Below are 14,244 nucleotides of genomic sequence, written 5' to 3'. Positions count from 1 at the left end.
CGGCTCCCCCGTCGCTATGAGGTCTGTCGCAAGGCGCGCAGTCCGCGGAACCCGATGGCCCCGACGACCGTCCCCAGGACAAAGGAGACTACGGCGAGCGTCAGATGAACCCAGAAGTACGCCGTCGGATCCCCCGCGTCGTCGAACGCGAGCCCGCTGCCGTCCTTCCACAGGTTCTTGACGAAAGTGATCCAGATGACCCAGCTCCACACCCCGAAGGCGAGCAGGAACCAGGAGACGGGGCGGCTGAGCTTCATGGGTCCAGTATCGCGGCCATCAGCCGTCACCCGCCGCCGGGGTGGGCAGGGTGAGAGGACTTCACCGCCGGAGCCATGTACTTTCTCGACCGTGCCCGCCATCAAGAAGACCACCAAGCGATCGTTGTTGGTCACATCCGCCACCCTGTTGTCCCTTTCGCTGACGGCCGCTCCGGTCATGGCCGCCGGCAAGCCGTCACCGTCATCGTCACCGACGCCGAGCGCCACTCCGCCGGCGGACATGTCGACGGTGGGCGGCGCGCGGCTCGGTCTGCCCGGGACCCAGGCCGACCTGGGCAGCGGCGCCCCCGTGCTGCCGAAGGACGTCACCGCGCGCTCCTGGATCGTCACCGACGCCGAGTCCGGGGAGGTCCTGGCCGCGCACAACGCGCACTGGCGGCTGCCCCCGGCGAGCACCCTCAAGATGCTCTTCGCCGACACGCTGCTGCCGAAGTTCCCCCGGACCGAGCGGCACAAGGTCGCCGTCACCGACCTCGCGGACCTCGGCGCGGGCTCCAGCCTGGTGGGGATAAAGGAGAACGAGACCTACACGGTGCACGACCTGTGGCTCGGGGTGTTCCTGCGCTCGGGCAACGACGCCGTGCACGTGCTGTCCGCGATGAACGGCGGCGTCGGGCAGACGGTCAAGGCGATGCAGACGCACGCCGACGATCTGCAGGCCCTGGACACCCATGTGGTCACCCCCGACGGCTACGACGAGAAGGGCCAGGTGTCCTCGGCGTACGACCTGACGCTGTTCGCCCGCTCCGGGCTGCAGAAGAAGGACTTCCGGGAGTACTGCTCGACGGTGCGGGCGAAGTTCCCCGGCGAGACGAAGAAGGACAAGAAGGGCAAGGTGAGCCGTGAGTCCTTCGAGATCCAGAACACCAACCGGCTGCTGACCGGCGACAGCGACATCTCCACGTACCAGGGCATCGCGGGCGTGAAGAACGGCAACACCACCAACGCGGGGGCGACCTTCACCGGTGTCGCCGAGCGGAACGGCAAAGTGCTGCTGGTCACCGTGATGAACCCGGAGAAGCACGAGCACAACGAGGTCTACAAGGAGGCCGCACAGCTGCTCGACTGGGGCTTCAAGGCGGCGGACAAGGTCACGCCGGTGGGTGAGCTGGTACCTCCGAGGAGCGCGGACACCAGTACGCAGGCCGGCTCGGACCCGTCGGGCGGCCCCTCCTCCACCGCGTCCGCCGCGTCCGGCACGGGCAAGGGGTCGACGGCTCCGGTGGCCGCCTCCGCGGGGGCCAAGGGCGGTTCGAGCGGGGCCGGGATCGCGCTGGCCATCGCCGGCGGCCTCCTCCTGCTGCTGGCCGGCAGTGCCTTCCTGGTCAACCGCCGCTGGCCGCTGCCGGACCTGATGCGCCGGCGCCGCTGATCTCACCGGACCCGGGGCCGCCCGGCGCGTCGGCCCCGGGCGCCGGGTCCTCCGGCTCCGGGTCCTCGGGCTTCGGGTCCTCGGGCTTCGGGTCCTCCGGGTCCTCGTGCTCCGTCGCCGTCCAGGACGCGCAGAACAGCAGCAGTTTCGCGGTGAAGTTGATCCACAGGAGCAGCGCGACGGGCACCCCGAAGGCGCCGTACATGCTCTTCGACGCGATGCCCCTCATATAACTGCTGAGCAGCAGCTTGAGCAGTTCGAAGCCCGCGGCGCCGATGAGAGCGGCGACGACGAGCCGGCGGCGGGACGGCTGGACTCCCGGCAGCAGGGTCAGCAGATACAGGAGCAGCAGGAAGTCGGCGAGCACGGCGACCGCGAACGCGGCGGCGTGCAACAGCCCCCCGCCCCAGCCGTTCTGGTCGACGCCGAACAGCCGGGCGGTCCAGCCGACCGTCGTGGAGGCGGCGGCGGAGGCGCCGATGGTGACGAGCACCGCGCCGCCGAGCCCGACGAGGACGCCACCGTCCACGAGCTTGCGCAGCAGCGGGTTCTCCTCACTGTCGGGAAGCTCCCAGACCGCGCGCAGACAGTCGCGCATCTGGCCGACCCAGCCGATGCCGGTCAGCAGCAGAACGGCGCCCGCGATGACACCGATCGTGCCCGCGTTCTGCACCAGCGTGTTGATGTCCAGTTGGTCGGAGATCCCCGGCACCTGCTCGGCGATCTTGTCCTGGAGCTGTTTCTGCTGATGGACGCTGAGCGTGGCGGCGCCGACCGCGGCGGCGACGGTCAGCAGCGGGAAGAGCGCCACGAAACTGACGAAGGTCATCGCGGCGGCGAGCCGCGTCCACTTCACCCGGTCCAGCCGCTCGTACGACCGCCATGCGTGCGTGGCCATCAGGCGGGTGACCAAAGGGCCCACGCCCGGGAGCTTTCTCAGCCAGTCCATGATCCGAATCTGCCCTCGCCTCGGAGAACCAATGTCCGGGTACCCCAAAATCGCAGGACAGTGGCGAACGCCGTGCCGATCCCCGCGCCCGGGACGGTGTCGGCGCGCCGCGAGGCGAACGCGAGGACGTCGTGGCCTACGGCGAGGGCGGCGGTGCGCTGGGCGCGACTCACCAGTTGGCGACCGCGAGGCCGTACATCGCCAGCCACACCAGGGCGATCAGGGCGAGCGGCCGGTCGCGCAGGACGACGTCCTCGGGTTCGCCGGCGGTGCCCCGGTCGGCGAAGACCGCGTACCGCAGGACGGCCAGGATGAAGGCGACCATCGACAGCTGGCGCCAGGGCAGCACACCGGTGCTGTGCACACCGCCGTCCTCCAGGGCCCACAGGCAGTAGCCGAGGACGGAGACCCCGGCCGCGAGCTGCCAGACGAAGCGCAGGTAGCCGGTGGTGTACTCGGTGAGCAGCCCGCGGGTGACCCCCGTCTTCCCGGTCATCTGGACGGCCTCGGAGTACCGTTTCGCCGACACCATGAACAGCGCGCCGAAGCCCGTGGTGATCAGGAACCAGCGCGAGAGCGGGATGCCGAGGGCGAGGCCGCCGATCATCGCCCGCATCAGGAATCCGGTAGTCACGACGACGAGGTCCACGACCAGGACGTGCTTGAGGCTGACGCAGTAGGCGAGTTGCATGCCGAGGTAGGCGGTCAGCAGTGCCGCGGTGACCGGGGAGGACAGCCAGGCGGCGAGGGCGGGACCGAGGACGGCGAGGACGCCGCCGGCCGTGTAGGCGACCCGGACCGGGACCTGGCCCGCGGCGACCGGGCGGTGGCGTTTGACCGGGTGGGCGCGGTCGGCGACGGCGTCCCGGGCGTCGTTGATCAGATACACGGCGGCGGCGCAGGCCGTGAACAGAACGAGGACGAGGCCGAGTTGGGTCAGCGCGTGCCGGGAGAAGAGCCGGCCCGCGGCCGCCGGGGCCGCCGCCACCAGCAGGTTCTTCACCCACTGACGGGGGCGGGCGGTCTTCAGCAGACCGAGCGCGAGGCTGCCGGTGCGCGCCGGCACGGGCGGGGTGCCGCGGTGCTCCAGGAGCACCGTGCGCTCAGCCATGGCCGGTCTCCGCCCCCTCGACGCCCAGCCAGGCCGTCAGGGCTCCTAGGACCACGCCCGCGACGACGTCGGAGGGGTAGTGGACGCCGACGACCAGCCGCGATACGCACATGGCGGCGGCGAGCGGTGGCACCACCCGGGCGCCGAGCCGTCCGAAGACGACCGCGGCGGCCGTCGCCGAGGTGGCGTGCGAGCTGGGGAACGAGTGACGCCCCGCCGTACGGACCAGGGGTGCCGGATGCGCGGGGCGCGGACGGCGCACGATCCGCTTCAGGACCATGCTGGCGAGGTGGGCGGTACCGGTGAGCGCGGTGCCGCGCATCCACGCGCCGCGTCGCCCCCGGTCGACGGCCGCCCCCGTGAGCCCGGCCGCCAGCCACAGCGCCGCGTGCTCCCCGCTCCAGGACAGGGCGCGCGCGACCGCCGCCACCCGTGGATCCGTGCCGCACGCCTGGAATGCCGACAGCACCCGGCGGTCCATGTCGTCAAGGTCGTCCATGTGATCCCACTCTTCTAGAGAGTGACCACAGAATTACGGCAATCTGTGATGACATCTCATTAATCACCCATTTCGGTGAGGAGCGGTTGGCACCCGTGAGAGCGGGGTGTTATGCACCTTTTTCGGCGATACGGTCACGGTCATGCCTGCCGACACCGCCTCCGACGCCGGCTCCGACACCGGCCCCCTCCCCCTCCCGCCCCCGGGCGCGTATCCGTTCCCGTCACGGCCGAGACCGTCACCGTGACGGGCTGGGGCCGCACCGCCCCCACCGCCGCGCGGCTCGTACGCCCGCGCAGCCACGCGGAGGCGGCGGCCGCGGTCCGGATGTGCGGGGCGCGCGGCGGCATCGCACGGGGGCTCGGCCGGGCGTACGGCGACGCGGCGCAGAACGCGGGCGGGGCCGTGCTCGACATGACGGGCCTGGACCGCGTCCACACCGTCGACGCCGTCTGCGGCACCGTGCTGTGCGACGCGGGGGTGAGCCTGCACCGGCTGATGGAGGTCCTGCTCCCGCTCGGCTGGTTCGTACCGGTCACGCCCGGCACCCGCTATGTGACGGTCGGCGGGGCGATCGGCGCGGACATCCACGGCAAGAACCACCACGGCTCGGGCTCGTTCTCCCGCCATGTGCTCTCCTTCGAGCTGCTGACCGCGGACGGCGGGATCCGCACCGTGGAACGCGGCAGCGCCCTCTTCGACGCCACCACCGGCGGCATGGGCCTGACCGGCGTGATCCTGTCGGCGACGGTCCGGCTCCTGCCCGTGGAGACCTCGCTGATGTCCGTCGACACCGAACGTGCGACGGACCTGGACGACCTGATGGCCCGCCTCACCGCCACCGACCACCGCTACCGCTACTCGGTCGCCTGGATCGACCTGCTCGCGCGCGGCCGGTCGACGGGACGCGCGGTGCTGACGCGGGGTGAGCACGCCCCCCTCGACACCGTGCCCGCCCGCGCGCGCAGACAGCCCCTCGCGTTCCGCCCCGGGCGGTTTCCGGCCGCGGCCGCCTTCGTGCCGCGGGGACTGCTCGGCCGGACCACGGTCGGCCTCTTCAACGAGCTCTGGTACCGCAGGGCGCCCCGCGCGCGCACCGGTGAACTACAGACGATCCCGGCCTTCTTCCACCCCCTCGACGGGGTGCCGCACTGGAACCGGATCTACGGGCGCGCCGGTTTCGTGCAGTACCAGTTCGTCGTCGGACACGGCCGGGAGGAGACCCTGCGCCGGATCGTGCGGCGCGTCTCGGAGCGCGGCTGCCCCTCCTTCCTCGCCGTCCTCAAGCGCTTCGGAACGGCCGACCCCGGCTGGCTGTCCTTCCCGATGCCCGGCTGGACCCTCGCCCTGGACATCCCGGCGAACCTGCCCGGCCTCGGCACCTTTCTCGACGAACTGGACGACGAGGTGGCCGGGGCGGACGGGCGCGTCTACCTCGCCAAGGACGCACGGCTGCGGCCCGAGCTGCTCGGCCGGATGTACCCGCGGCTGGCCGAGTTCCGGCGGCTGCGCGCCGAGTTGGACCCCGGCGGCGTGTTCACCTCGGACCTGTCCCGCCGGCTCGGACTCTGAGCAACGCACGTCGCCCCACGCCCCCACCCTCTAGGAGCTGACATGAAGGACGCCTTCGGTGCCCCCCAGTCCCTGCTGATCCTCGGCGGCACGTCCGAGATCGCGCTCGCCACCGCACGCCGTCTGATCGCGCGCCGCACCCACACGGTGTGGCTCGCGGGACGGCCCTCGGCGGCCCTGGAACAGGACGCCGAGCACCTGCGCGGACTCGGCGCGGACGTCCGTACCGTCGCCTTCGACGCACTCGACTGCGAGTCCCACGAGGCGGTGCTCGGCAAGGTCTTCGCCGAGGGCGACCTCGACATGGTGCTGCTCGCCTTCGGGGTCCTCGGCGACCAGGCGCGCGACGAGCGGGAGCCGCTGGCCGCGGCACGGATCGCGCAGACCAACTACACGGGCGCGGTGTCCGCGGGACTGGTGTGTGCCCGGTCCCTCCAGACGCAGGGGCACGGCTCGCTGGTGGTGCTCTCCTCGGTCGCGGGTGAGCGGGCCCGCCGCTCCAACTTCATCTACGGGTCCAGCAAGGCGGGCCTGGACGCCTTCACCCAGGGCCTGGGCGACGCGCTCTACGGCACCGGCGTACACGTGATGGTCGTACGCCCCGGCTTCGTCCGCACGAAGATGACGGCCGGCCTCGACGACGTCCCCCTGTCCACCACTCCGGAGGCGGTCGCGACGGCCATCGAGGTGGGGCTGCGCCGGCGCTCGGAGACGGTGTGGGTGCCGGGGGCGCTGCGTCCGGTGATGTCGGCGCTGCGGCACCTGCCGCGGGCGGTGTTCCGGCGGCTGCCGATCTGACGGGGCCCGGACGGCCCTCAGGCCGTCAGCGTGGTGTCCTGGTCCGCGGGCGCGCAGGCCTGCGGCGGGACGACGGCGCCGCCGAACGCGTACTCGCGCAGCTTGCGCCAGACGCCGTCGGTGCCCTGCTCGTAGAGGGCGAAGCCGGTGCACGGCCACTGGGCCTCGTACCCGGCGAGCTCCTCGTAGGCCCGGTCCATGGCCGCGTCGTCGATGGCGTGCGCCACGGTGACGTGCGGGTGGTACGGGAAGTGGAGTTCGCGGGCCACCGGCCCCGACGCGTCCCTGACCTGCTTCTGCAGCCAGGTGCAGGCCTCGGCGCCCTCCACGACCCGGACGTAGACGACGGGCGACAGCGGCCGGAAGGTGCCCGTGCCGCGCAGTCGCATCGGGAAGGGGCGCCCGGCGGCCGCGACCTCCAGGAGGTGCGTCTCGACCGCCGGCAGCGCCGAGGTGTCCACCTCCGTCGGAGGCAGCAGGGTGACGTGTGTGGGAATGCCACAAGCCGCGGGGTCACCGAAGCCCGCGCGCCGCTCCTGGAGCAGGCTGCCGTGAGGCTCCGGGACCGCGATCGACACTCCGATCGTTACGGTCCCCACGTCGTCTCCTGTCGTTGTGTCGATGTCCGGTGTTCCCGCGCGCGGGAACGACTACCCGTTCGGCTATCGACTGTACGGCGATACGGCCCGATACCGGCCGTCGTACCGGTGTTGCTCTCGTCTCGTACGGACTGTCGAACGGTGTCGCGCGGGCGCTCTCAGTGCTTGGCGGGCAGGAAACCCACCCGGTCGTACGCCTGCGCGAGCGTCTCCCCGGCCACCGCGCGGGCCTTCTCGGCCCCCTTGGCCAGGATCGAGTCGAGCGTCTCCGGGTCGTCCAGATACTGCTGGGTGCGCTCCCGGAACGGCGTCACGAAATCGACCATGACCTCGGCGAGGTCCGTCTTCAGCGCACCGTAGCCCTTGCCCGCGTACTTCTCCTCGAGTTCCGCGACACCGGTCCTGGTGAGGGTCGAGTAGATGGTCAGCAGATTGCTGACACCCGGCTTCAGGTCGGTGTCGTACCTGATGACGGTGTCCGTGTCGGTGACCGCGCTCTTGACCTTCTTGGCGGTCGCCTTGGGGTCGTCGAGGAGGTTGATGAGGCCCTTGGGCGTGGAGGCCGACTTGCTCATCTTGATCGACGGGTCCTGAAGATCGAAGATCTTCGCCGTCTCCTTGAGGATGTACGGCTTCGGGACCGTGAACGTCTCGCCGAAGCGGCCGTTGAAGCGCTCGGCGAGGTCGCGGGTCAGCTCGATGTGCTGGCGCTGGTCCTCACCCACCGGGACCTCGTTGGCCTGGTACAGCAGGATGTCCGCGACCTGGAGGATCGGGTACGTGAAGAGGCCGACGGAGGCGCGGTCGGAACCCTGCCGTGCGGACTTGTCCTTGAACTGGGTCATGCGGGACGCCTCGCCGAAACCGGTGAGGCAGTTCATGATCCAGGCCAGCTGGGCGTGCTCGGGGACATGACTCTGGACGAAGAGCGTGCACCGCTCCGGGTCCAGGCCCGCGGCCAGCAGCTGGGCGGTGGCGAGCCGGGTGTTGGCGCGCAGGTCCGCCGGCTCCTGCGGAACGGTGATCGCGTGCAGGTCGACGACCATGTAGAACGCGTCGTGGGACTCCTGCAGGGCCACCCACTGGCGCACGGCGCCGAGGTAGTTGCCGAGGTGGAACGAGCCTGCCGTGGGCTGGATTCCGGAGAGCACGCGGGGACGATCAGAGGCCATGCCCACCATTCTCTCAGGTGTCGGCGCCCGGTCCGGAACTGGCGCGAAACAGAGGCGGCACGGGTGGGAACCGATCGGCCTTCGGCGGTGTAGCAAGAGTGTGAGGACGCGGGAGGGGGGCCGCATCGTCGTCGACGAGGCCGTGGTGATCGCACGGGTACGCGCCGGGGAGCCGGAGGCGTACGCGGAGCTGGTCCGCGCCCACACGGGCATCGCGATCAGGGCGGCCCGGGCGCTCGGGGCGGGTGCGGACGCGGAGGACGTGGTGCAGCAGGCCTTCCTCAAGGCGTACTGCGCGCTGGGGCGCTTCCGGGACGGCGCGGCGTTCAAGCCGTGGCTGCTCTCGATCGTCGCCAATGAGACGAGGAACACCGTGCGCACGGCGGCGCGGCAGCGGACCCTGGCCGGCCGGGAGGCGGCGTTCGCCGAAGCGGAACCGCTGATACCGGAATCGGTGGACCCGGCGGCCGCCGCGCTCGGGGCGGAGCGTCGGGCGGCCCTGCTGGCGGCCCTCGATCAGCTGAGCGAGGAGCACCGGCTCGTCGTGACCTACCGCTATCTCCTGGAGATGGACGAACCGGAGACGGCCGAGGCCCTGGGCTGGCCCCGGGGCACCGTGAAGTCCCGCTTGAACCGCGCCCTGCGCAAGCTGGGCCGACTGCTGCCGGGCCTCACGCCGGGCGAGCCCCGGGAAGGGGGTGACGCGCATGACTGAGCCGTACGGGGACCAGGGCTCGGGGCCCTCCGGTGAGAGGGAGCGGGCCGCTCGCGAGGGCGCCCCGCGACTCGCGGCGGAGTTGCGCGCGCTCGGGCGGTCGCTGGACGGGCCGGGCGGGGCCGGGGACGAGTCGATGGCCGAGCGGGTGCTGGAGCGGATACTCGCCGAGCGGATCCCGGTCCCGGTGGCCGTCCGGCCGGGGCCCGGTGAGCGTGTGCGCGCGGTGCGTCGCTGGGTGCGGCTCAGGGGGCGGGTGCTGGCCGCGGGCCTGTGCGGCCTGCTGACGGTGCTCGTGCTCACGCCTCCGGTGCGCGCCGCGGTCGTCGACTGGTTCGGCTTCGGCGGGGTCGAGGTGCGGTACGACCCGTCGGCGGTCCCGTCGCCGGGGGCCGAGGTGCCGGGCTGCGGCCCGTCGCTCACCTTGGCCGAGGCGGGCCGGCGGGCGGGGTTCGCGCCGCTCGTGCCCGGCGCCCTCGGGGTGCCGGACGCGGTCACGGTGACACGGGAGCCGAAGGTGCGGTTCCTGACGACCCTGTGCTGGCGCGAGCACGGACACACGATCCGGCTGGACGAGTATCCGGCCGGCCTCGACATCGGCTTCGCCAAGACGGTGCGAGAGCCGCCGGAGTGGGTGTCGCTGGGCGGGGACGGCAGCGGGAGCGGGGACGAGGGCTTCGGTGATCCGGCGTTGTGGTTCCCCCGGCCGCATCTGATCAGCTTCTGGCTGATCGACACGTCCGGCGACCGCTTCACCCGCTCGGAGCGGACCGCGGGACCCACGCTGCTCTGGATGCACGGGGGCGAGGTGACCCTCCGTCTGGAGGGCGTGGCGTCGAAGGCGCGCGCGATGGAGATCGCGCGGTCGCTGGAACGGCGGGCATAGCGGAAAGAGGCGGGCCGGGAGTGGGAACCCCGGCGGGTCGAGCGGTGTACCAGAAGTGACACACGGCGTGCGGGGCCGCGGCGGTGGCGCTGCCGCGGGGCCTGTGAAACCGGCGGCCGGATGCGGGGCGCGGGCGGGCACGAGACACCCGGGCAGGCGAAGACGGTGGGTGAAGTACCAGTACCGGCGGCCGGGCGCGCGAATCGGCTCGGGGCCGGGGAAGGGATGAGGGGCGGTTCGGGCCTACGAGGGTCGGGGGGAACGGATGAGGTGGCGGGTCCTGCGTACGGGCAGCCGAGGGGGCCGGATGGGCGGGATAAGCCCCTCGGGCGGAATTACGGAACAGGGGGACGGAGCGTCGGGGGGACGGCGGGACGGGATACCGGAGTGGGGGAGGGAACGCCGCCGCGACGAAGCGGCCGAGAGCAGGGGCGAGCGGACGGGACACCACCGCGGTGAGACGGCCGAGGACCGCGGCGAGCGGACGGAACACCGCCGCGACGAGCGGGCGCGGCCCGGGGCCGAGCGGGCGGTGCGGTGGCGAGCCGCCGGAGCAGTGGGCCGGGACGAGCGGGCGGCGAGGCGGCGCGAGAGCCGGACGGCGTGGTGGCGAGAAGGCTGGGCGGCGTGGTGGCGGCGGGGTCGAACGGAGTGGTCCGGTGGGCGTGCGCGGTGGTGGCTGCCGCTCCTGGTGTCGTTGGTGCTGGCCGCGCTCGGCGCCTCGCCGGCCCGGGCCTCGGCTCCCGGCGCGATGGCCGCGCGGGCCGACACACCGGACATGGCCCTGGTCGTCGCCGGAGGCACCGGGCACACCACTCTCCTGCGCTCCGGGGACCGGGACTTCGCCCTGCTCTGGCGCCTGCTCGCACCCCGGTTCACGGGGACGGAGAGAGTGCCCGACGCGTGGGCGGCAGGCGACTATCCGCCGGTGCGCGCCACCGTGATCTGGGGGATGACGGGCGTCGGAGGCTGGCCGCAGACGAGCCGGGCACCCGGCGGGGACGTCGCCATCGAGCGTGAGGACCAGGTGTTCCTGGCGCCGGACGGCACTCCCTGGGTGCGGTCGGATCCCTCGCCGGACGTGGCGGACGACGACATCCGCTGGCACCGGGCGCCCCGCTCGGTGTTCGACCGGCTGGTGGAGCGCGGGGGTCCGATCGGTCCGGGGGCCCCGGAGGTGCCCGCGGCGGCGCGGGCCGCCGGTCCGGGCGTGTGCGCGAAGTGGGCGGTGACCGGACTGGCGGTGGGCCTGCTGGGCGGTGCGGGCGGCACCCTGCTGATACGCCGCGCGGCGGCCCGGCGTGACGCTGCCGGACCGCCGCGGGAACCACGACAGGAGCTGATCGACCTGTAGGACAGGTTGGGCCCGCCCCTCCGGGAGGGTCAGCCGAGGTCGATCTCCGGGTACAGCGGGAAGGGGGCCAGCAGATCGGTGGCACGGTGCGAGATCTCGTCGGAGATCTTCGGGTCCAGGACGTGCTGGGCCTTGGACGGGCTGCCCTTGGCGGTGGTGCCGGGCTCCGCGACGGTGAGGACGCGGTCGATCAGGCCGGCGATCTCGTCCATCTCGGCCGTACCCAGACCACGGGTGGTCAGGGCGGGCGTGCCGATGCGGATGCCCGAGGTGTACCAGGCGCCGTTGGGGTCGGCGGGGATGGCGTTGCGGTTGGTGACGATGCCCGAGTCGAGCAGCGCGGACTCGGCCTGGCGGCCGGTGAGGCCGTAGGAGGAGGCGACGTCGATCAGGTTCAGGTGGTTGTCGGTGCCGCCGGTGACCAGGGTGGCGCCGCGGCGCATCAGACCCTCGGCGAGGGCGCGGGCGTTGTCGACGACGGCCTGGGCGTAGTCGCGGAACTCGGGGCGGCGGGCCTCGGCGAGCGCGACGGCCTTGGCGGCCATGACGTGCGGGAGCGGGCCGCCGAGGACCATCGGGCAGCCGCGGTCGACCTGCTCGGCGAGGGACTCGTCGCACAGGACCATGCCGCCGCGCGGGCCGCGGAGCGACTTGTGAGTGGTGGTGGTGACGATCTGGGCGTGCGGGACCGGGTCGAAGTCGCCGGTGAGGACCTTGCCGGCGACGAGACCGGCGAAGTGCGCCATGTCGACCATCAGCGTCGCGCCGACCTCGTCGGCGATCTCCCGCATGATCCGGAAGTTCACCAGGCGGGGGTAGGCGGAGTATCCGGCGACGAGGATCATCGGCTTGAATTCGCGGGCGGACACACGCAGGGCCTCGTAGTCGATGAGGCCGGTGGCGGGATCGGTGCCGTAGGAGCGCTGGTCGAACATCTTGCCGGAGATGTTCGGGCGGAAGCCGTGGGTGAGGTGACCGCCGGCGTCCAGGGACATGCCGAGCATGCGCTGGTTGCCGAAGGCCTGGCGCAGTTCGGCCCAGTCGGCCTCGGAGAGATCGTTGACGTTGCGGACGCCGGCCCTGGCGAGGGCCGGGGCCTCGACGCGGTCGGCGAGGACGGCCCAGAAGGCGACGAGGTTGGCGTCGATGCCGGAGTGCGGCTGGGCGTAGGCGTGCTCGGCGCCGAAGAGTTCGCGGGCGTGCTCGGCGGCGAGGGCCTCGACGGTGTCGACGTTGCGGCAGCCGGCGTAGAAGCGGCGGCCGACGGTGCCCTCGGCGTACTTGTCGCTGAACCAGTTGCCCATGGCCAGCAGCGTGGCCGGGGAGGCGTAGTTCTCGGACGCGATCAGCTTGAGCATGGCGCGCTGGTCGGCGACTTCCTGGCCGATGGCGTCCGCGACCCGGGGCTCCACGGCCCGGATCACGTCGAGGGCGCTGCGGAAGGCGGTGGACTCGGTGGACAGGGGCTGGGACATGACGGCCTCCGGACGTGGCGTTCGGCGTTCACGGGTCGGCCCAGGCGCACGGCACACAGTTCACGGAGCCGCTCCCCGATGGTCGGTCCCATCCCAGCGCGCCAGTCACGGCTCCGCCGTTCACCCTACCGGGCACGCCGGATCACGGGCCACGCGACGCCGGGGGCGCGCGCTCGCCGCCGGCGCCCCGGGCGAGCGACGATGGGAGGAAGGCCCTGGTGCCGCAGGAGACGGAGACTCCGTGACCCTCACCGAACGGCTCATCGCCGCTGCCGACGCGCACGGCGCGCCCACCTACCGTCCGCTGCCGGTCGTCGTGGCGACGGCGGACGGCGCCTGGATGACGGACGTCGAGGGCCGGCGCTATCTCGACCTGCTGGCCGGCTACTCGGCGCTGAACTTCGGACACGGCCACCGGCGGCTGATCGACGCGGCCAAGGCGCAGCTCGAGCGGGTGACCCTGACGTCCCGGGCGTTCCACCACGACCGGTTCGCCGCCTTCTGCGCGGAGCTGGCGGAGCTGTGCGGCATGGAGATGGTGCTGCCGATGAACACGGGCGCCGAGGCGGTGGAGACGGCCGTGAAGACGGCCCGGAAGTGGGGGTACCGCGTCAAGGGCGTTCCCGACGGCCGGGCGAGGATCGTGGTGGCGGCCGACAACTTCCACGGCCGTACGACGACCATCGTCGGCTTCTCCACGGACCGGGAGGCGCGGGCGGACTTCGGTCCGTTCACGCCGGGCTTCGACATCGTGCCGTACGGGGACGCGGACGCGCTGCGGGCGGCGCTCACCGAGGAGACGGTCGCCGTGCTCCTGGAACCGATCCAGGGCGAGGCGGGGGTGGTGGTGCCGCCGGACGGCTATCTCACCGAGGTGCGGGCCCTGACACGCGAGGGGAACGTGCTGTTCGTCGCGGACGAGATCCAGTCGGGTCTGGGCCGGACCGGGAAGACCTTCGCGTGCGAGCACGAGGGTGTGGTGCCGGACATGTACGTGCTGGGCAAGGCGCTCGGTGGCGGGGTCGTGCCGGTGTCGGCGGTGGTGTCGAGCGGTGAGGTGCTCGGCGTGTTCAGGCCCGGCGAGCACGGGTCCACGTTCGGCGGGAATCCACTGGCCTGCGCGGTGGCCCTGGAGGTGATCGCGATGCTGCGGACGGGCGAGTACCAGCGGCGGGCGGCGGAGCTGGGGGCTCATCTGCACCGGGAGCTGGGGCTGCTGGCCGGCACGGGCCGGGTGACCGGGGTCCGCGGGCGCGGGCTGTGGGCGGGCGTGGACATCGCCCCGGCGTACGGGACGGGCCGTGAGGTCTCCGAGCAGCTCATGGACCGGGGCGTCCTGGTCAAGGACACCCACGGGGCGACGATCCGGATCGCCCCGCCACTGGTGATCGGCAAGGACGACCTGGACTGGGGGCTGGCACAGCTGCGTGGCGTGCTGGGCGTCTGAGCGCTGTCCCGTGATCC

At 72.4% G+C, this 14,244-nt stretch carries 14 protein-coding genes, 1 pseudogene and 1 riboswitch; of the genes and pseudogenes, 7 read left to right on the top strand and 8 right to left on the bottom strand.

Translation table 11 applies throughout. The features are described 5' to 3' along the window. Positions 1-14: 14 nt before the first annotated feature. Positions 15-257, bottom strand: a complete 243-nt coding sequence (locus HEP85_RS24460) for an SCO4848 family membrane protein (RefSeq protein ID WP_168529830.1) — start codon at positions 255-257, stop codon at positions 15-17. A gap of 91 nt (positions 258-348) precedes the next feature. Here HEP85_RS24460 and HEP85_RS24455 point away from each other — a divergent pair, with 91 nt between their 5' ends. Then, positions 349-1,650, top strand: coding sequence for a D-alanyl-D-alanine carboxypeptidase (locus tag HEP85_RS24455; protein WP_329527194.1), 1,302 nt, complete (start codon positions 349-351; stop codon positions 1,648-1,650). On the opposite strand, the gene HEP85_RS24450 is transcribed toward HEP85_RS24455, so the two are convergent. The 4 genes and pseudogenes from HEP85_RS24450 to HEP85_RS24435 form a co-directional block, all read right to left on the bottom strand. Then, the gene (locus tag HEP85_RS24450) at positions 1,604-2,599 is read right to left on the bottom strand and encodes a YihY/virulence factor BrkB family protein (protein ID WP_168529826.1); all 996 of its coding nucleotides are present in this window, start codon (positions 2,597-2,599) and stop codon (positions 1,604-1,606) included. The two genes, HEP85_RS24455 and HEP85_RS24450, sit on opposite strands and share 47 nt — an antisense overlap. Further along, a pseudogene (locus tag HEP85_RS24445) lies at positions 2,587-2,712 on the bottom strand (GtrA family protein); the annotation flags it as partial. The pseudogene HEP85_RS24445 and the gene HEP85_RS24450, both read right to left, overlap by 13 nt. Before the next feature lie 56 nt (positions 2,713-2,768). Then, positions 2,769-3,710 carry a decaprenyl-phosphate phosphoribosyltransferase gene (locus HEP85_RS24440; RefSeq protein WP_168529824.1) on the bottom strand — a complete coding sequence of 314 codons (942 nt, stop codon included), beginning with the start codon at positions 3,708-3,710 and terminating at the stop codon, positions 2,769-2,771. Next, complete coding sequence (locus HEP85_RS24435; RefSeq protein ID WP_168529822.1) at positions 3,703-4,209, bottom strand: phosphatase PAP2 family protein; 507 nt, start codon at positions 4,207-4,209, stop codon at positions 3,703-3,705. Before HEP85_RS24435 ends, HEP85_RS24440 begins: the two co-directional genes overlap by 8 nt. 243 nt (positions 4,210-4,452) lie before the next feature. Between HEP85_RS24435 and HEP85_RS24430 the strand changes: the two genes are divergently transcribed. Both HEP85_RS24430 and HEP85_RS24425 read left to right on the top strand, forming a co-directional pair. Next, positions 4,453-5,781, top strand: a complete 1,329-nt coding sequence (locus HEP85_RS24430) for an FAD-binding protein (RefSeq protein WP_369657824.1) — start codon at positions 4,453-4,455, stop codon at positions 5,779-5,781. A gap of 42 nt (positions 5,782-5,823) precedes the next feature. Beyond that, positions 5,824-6,579, top strand: a complete 756-nt coding sequence (locus HEP85_RS24425) for a decaprenylphospho-beta-D-erythro-pentofuranosid-2-ulose 2-reductase (RefSeq protein ID WP_168529818.1) — start codon at positions 5,824-5,826, stop codon at positions 6,577-6,579. A 17-nt stretch (positions 6,580-6,596) separates the two neighbouring features. On the opposite strand, the gene HEP85_RS24420 is transcribed toward HEP85_RS24425, so the two are convergent. Continuing rightward, positions 6,597-7,178: a 2'-5' RNA ligase family protein gene (locus tag HEP85_RS24420; protein ID WP_168529817.1), complete on the bottom strand. Its 582-nt coding sequence runs from the start codon at positions 7,176-7,178 to the stop codon at positions 6,597-6,599. A gap of 158 nt (positions 7,179-7,336) precedes the next feature. Beyond that, positions 7,337-8,350, bottom strand: coding sequence for a tryptophan--tRNA ligase (gene trpS / locus HEP85_RS24415; RefSeq protein ID WP_168529815.1), 1,014 nt, complete (start codon positions 8,348-8,350; stop codon positions 7,337-7,339). Positions 8,351-8,495: 145 nt separating this feature from the next. Between trpS and HEP85_RS24410 the strand changes: the two genes are divergently transcribed. From HEP85_RS24410 to HEP85_RS24400, 3 genes are all read left to right on the top strand, one after another. Continuing rightward, positions 8,496-9,065: an RNA polymerase sigma factor gene (locus HEP85_RS24410; protein WP_168533973.1), complete on the top strand. Its 570-nt coding sequence runs from the start codon at positions 8,496-8,498 to the stop codon at positions 9,063-9,065. Beyond that, positions 9,058-9,951, top strand: a complete 894-nt coding sequence (locus HEP85_RS24405; protein ID WP_168529813.1) for a hypothetical protein — start codon at positions 9,058-9,060, stop codon at positions 9,949-9,951. Before HEP85_RS24410 ends, HEP85_RS24405 begins: the two co-directional genes overlap by 8 nt. Positions 9,952-10,702: 751 nt before the next feature. Beyond that, a complete protein-coding gene (locus HEP85_RS24400; RefSeq protein WP_168533971.1) occupies positions 10,703-11,305 on the top strand; it encodes a hypothetical protein in 603 nt (200 codons plus the stop codon). A gap of 29 nt (positions 11,306-11,334) precedes the next feature. Here the strand turns inward: HEP85_RS24400 and HEP85_RS24395 are convergent, their stop codons facing one another. After that, on the bottom strand, positions 11,335-12,780 hold the full coding sequence (locus HEP85_RS24395) for a glycine hydroxymethyltransferase (RefSeq protein WP_168529811.1): 1,446 nt from the start codon (positions 12,778-12,780) through the stop codon (positions 11,335-11,337). Positions 12,781-12,811: 31 nt separating this feature from the next. Further along, positions 12,812-12,899, bottom strand: a riboswitch (ZMP/ZTP riboswitch). Between the two features lie 122 nt (positions 12,900-13,021). Between HEP85_RS24395 and rocD the strand changes: the two genes are divergently transcribed. After that, positions 13,022-14,227: an ornithine--oxo-acid transaminase gene (gene rocD / locus HEP85_RS24390; RefSeq protein WP_168529809.1), complete on the top strand. Its 1,206-nt coding sequence runs from the start codon at positions 13,022-13,024 to the stop codon at positions 14,225-14,227. Positions 14,228-14,244: the final 17 nt, after the last annotated feature.

The sequence above is a fragment of the Streptomyces sp. RPA4-2 genome, assembly GCF_012273515.2.
Classification (GTDB): Bacteria; Actinomycetota; Actinomycetes; order Streptomycetales; family Streptomycetaceae; genus Streptomyces; species Streptomyces kaempferi.
This window is presented reverse-complemented; position numbering and strand designations above follow the sequence as displayed.

Excerpts from the sequence above, each read along its gene's own strand:
- HEP85_RS24425 (WP_168529818.1), top strand. The coding sequence starts at position 5,824 with ATGAAGGACGCCTTCGGTGCCCCCCAGTCCCTGCTGATCCTCGGCGGC.
- HEP85_RS24395 (WP_168529811.1), bottom strand. The coding sequence starts at position 12,780 with ATGTCCCAGCCCCTGTCCACCGAGTCCACCGCCTTCCGCAGCGCCCTC.
- HEP85_RS24435 (WP_168529822.1), bottom strand. The coding sequence starts at position 4,209 with ATGGACGACCTTGACGACATGGACCGCCGGGTGCTGTCGGCATTCCAG.
- HEP85_RS24400 (WP_168533971.1), top strand. The coding sequence starts at position 10,703 with ATGGCCGCGCGGGCCGACACACCGGACATGGCCCTGGTCGTCGCCGGA.
- trpS (WP_168529815.1), bottom strand. The coding sequence starts at position 8,350 with ATGGCCTCTGATCGTCCCCGCGTGCTCTCCGGAATCCAGCCCACGGCA.
- HEP85_RS24440 (WP_168529824.1), bottom strand. The coding sequence starts at position 3,710 with ATGGCTGAGCGCACGGTGCTCCTGGAGCACCGCGGCACCCCGCCCGTG.
- HEP85_RS24405 (WP_168529813.1), top strand. The coding sequence starts at position 9,058 with ATGACTGAGCCGTACGGGGACCAGGGCTCGGGGCCCTCCGGTGAGAGG.
- HEP85_RS24460 (WP_168529830.1), bottom strand. The coding sequence starts at position 257 with ATGAAGCTCAGCCGCCCCGTCTCCTGGTTCCTGCTCGCCTTCGGGGTG.
- HEP85_RS24450 (WP_168529826.1), bottom strand. The coding sequence starts at position 2,599 with ATGGACTGGCTGAGAAAGCTCCCGGGCGTGGGCCCTTTGGTCACCCGC.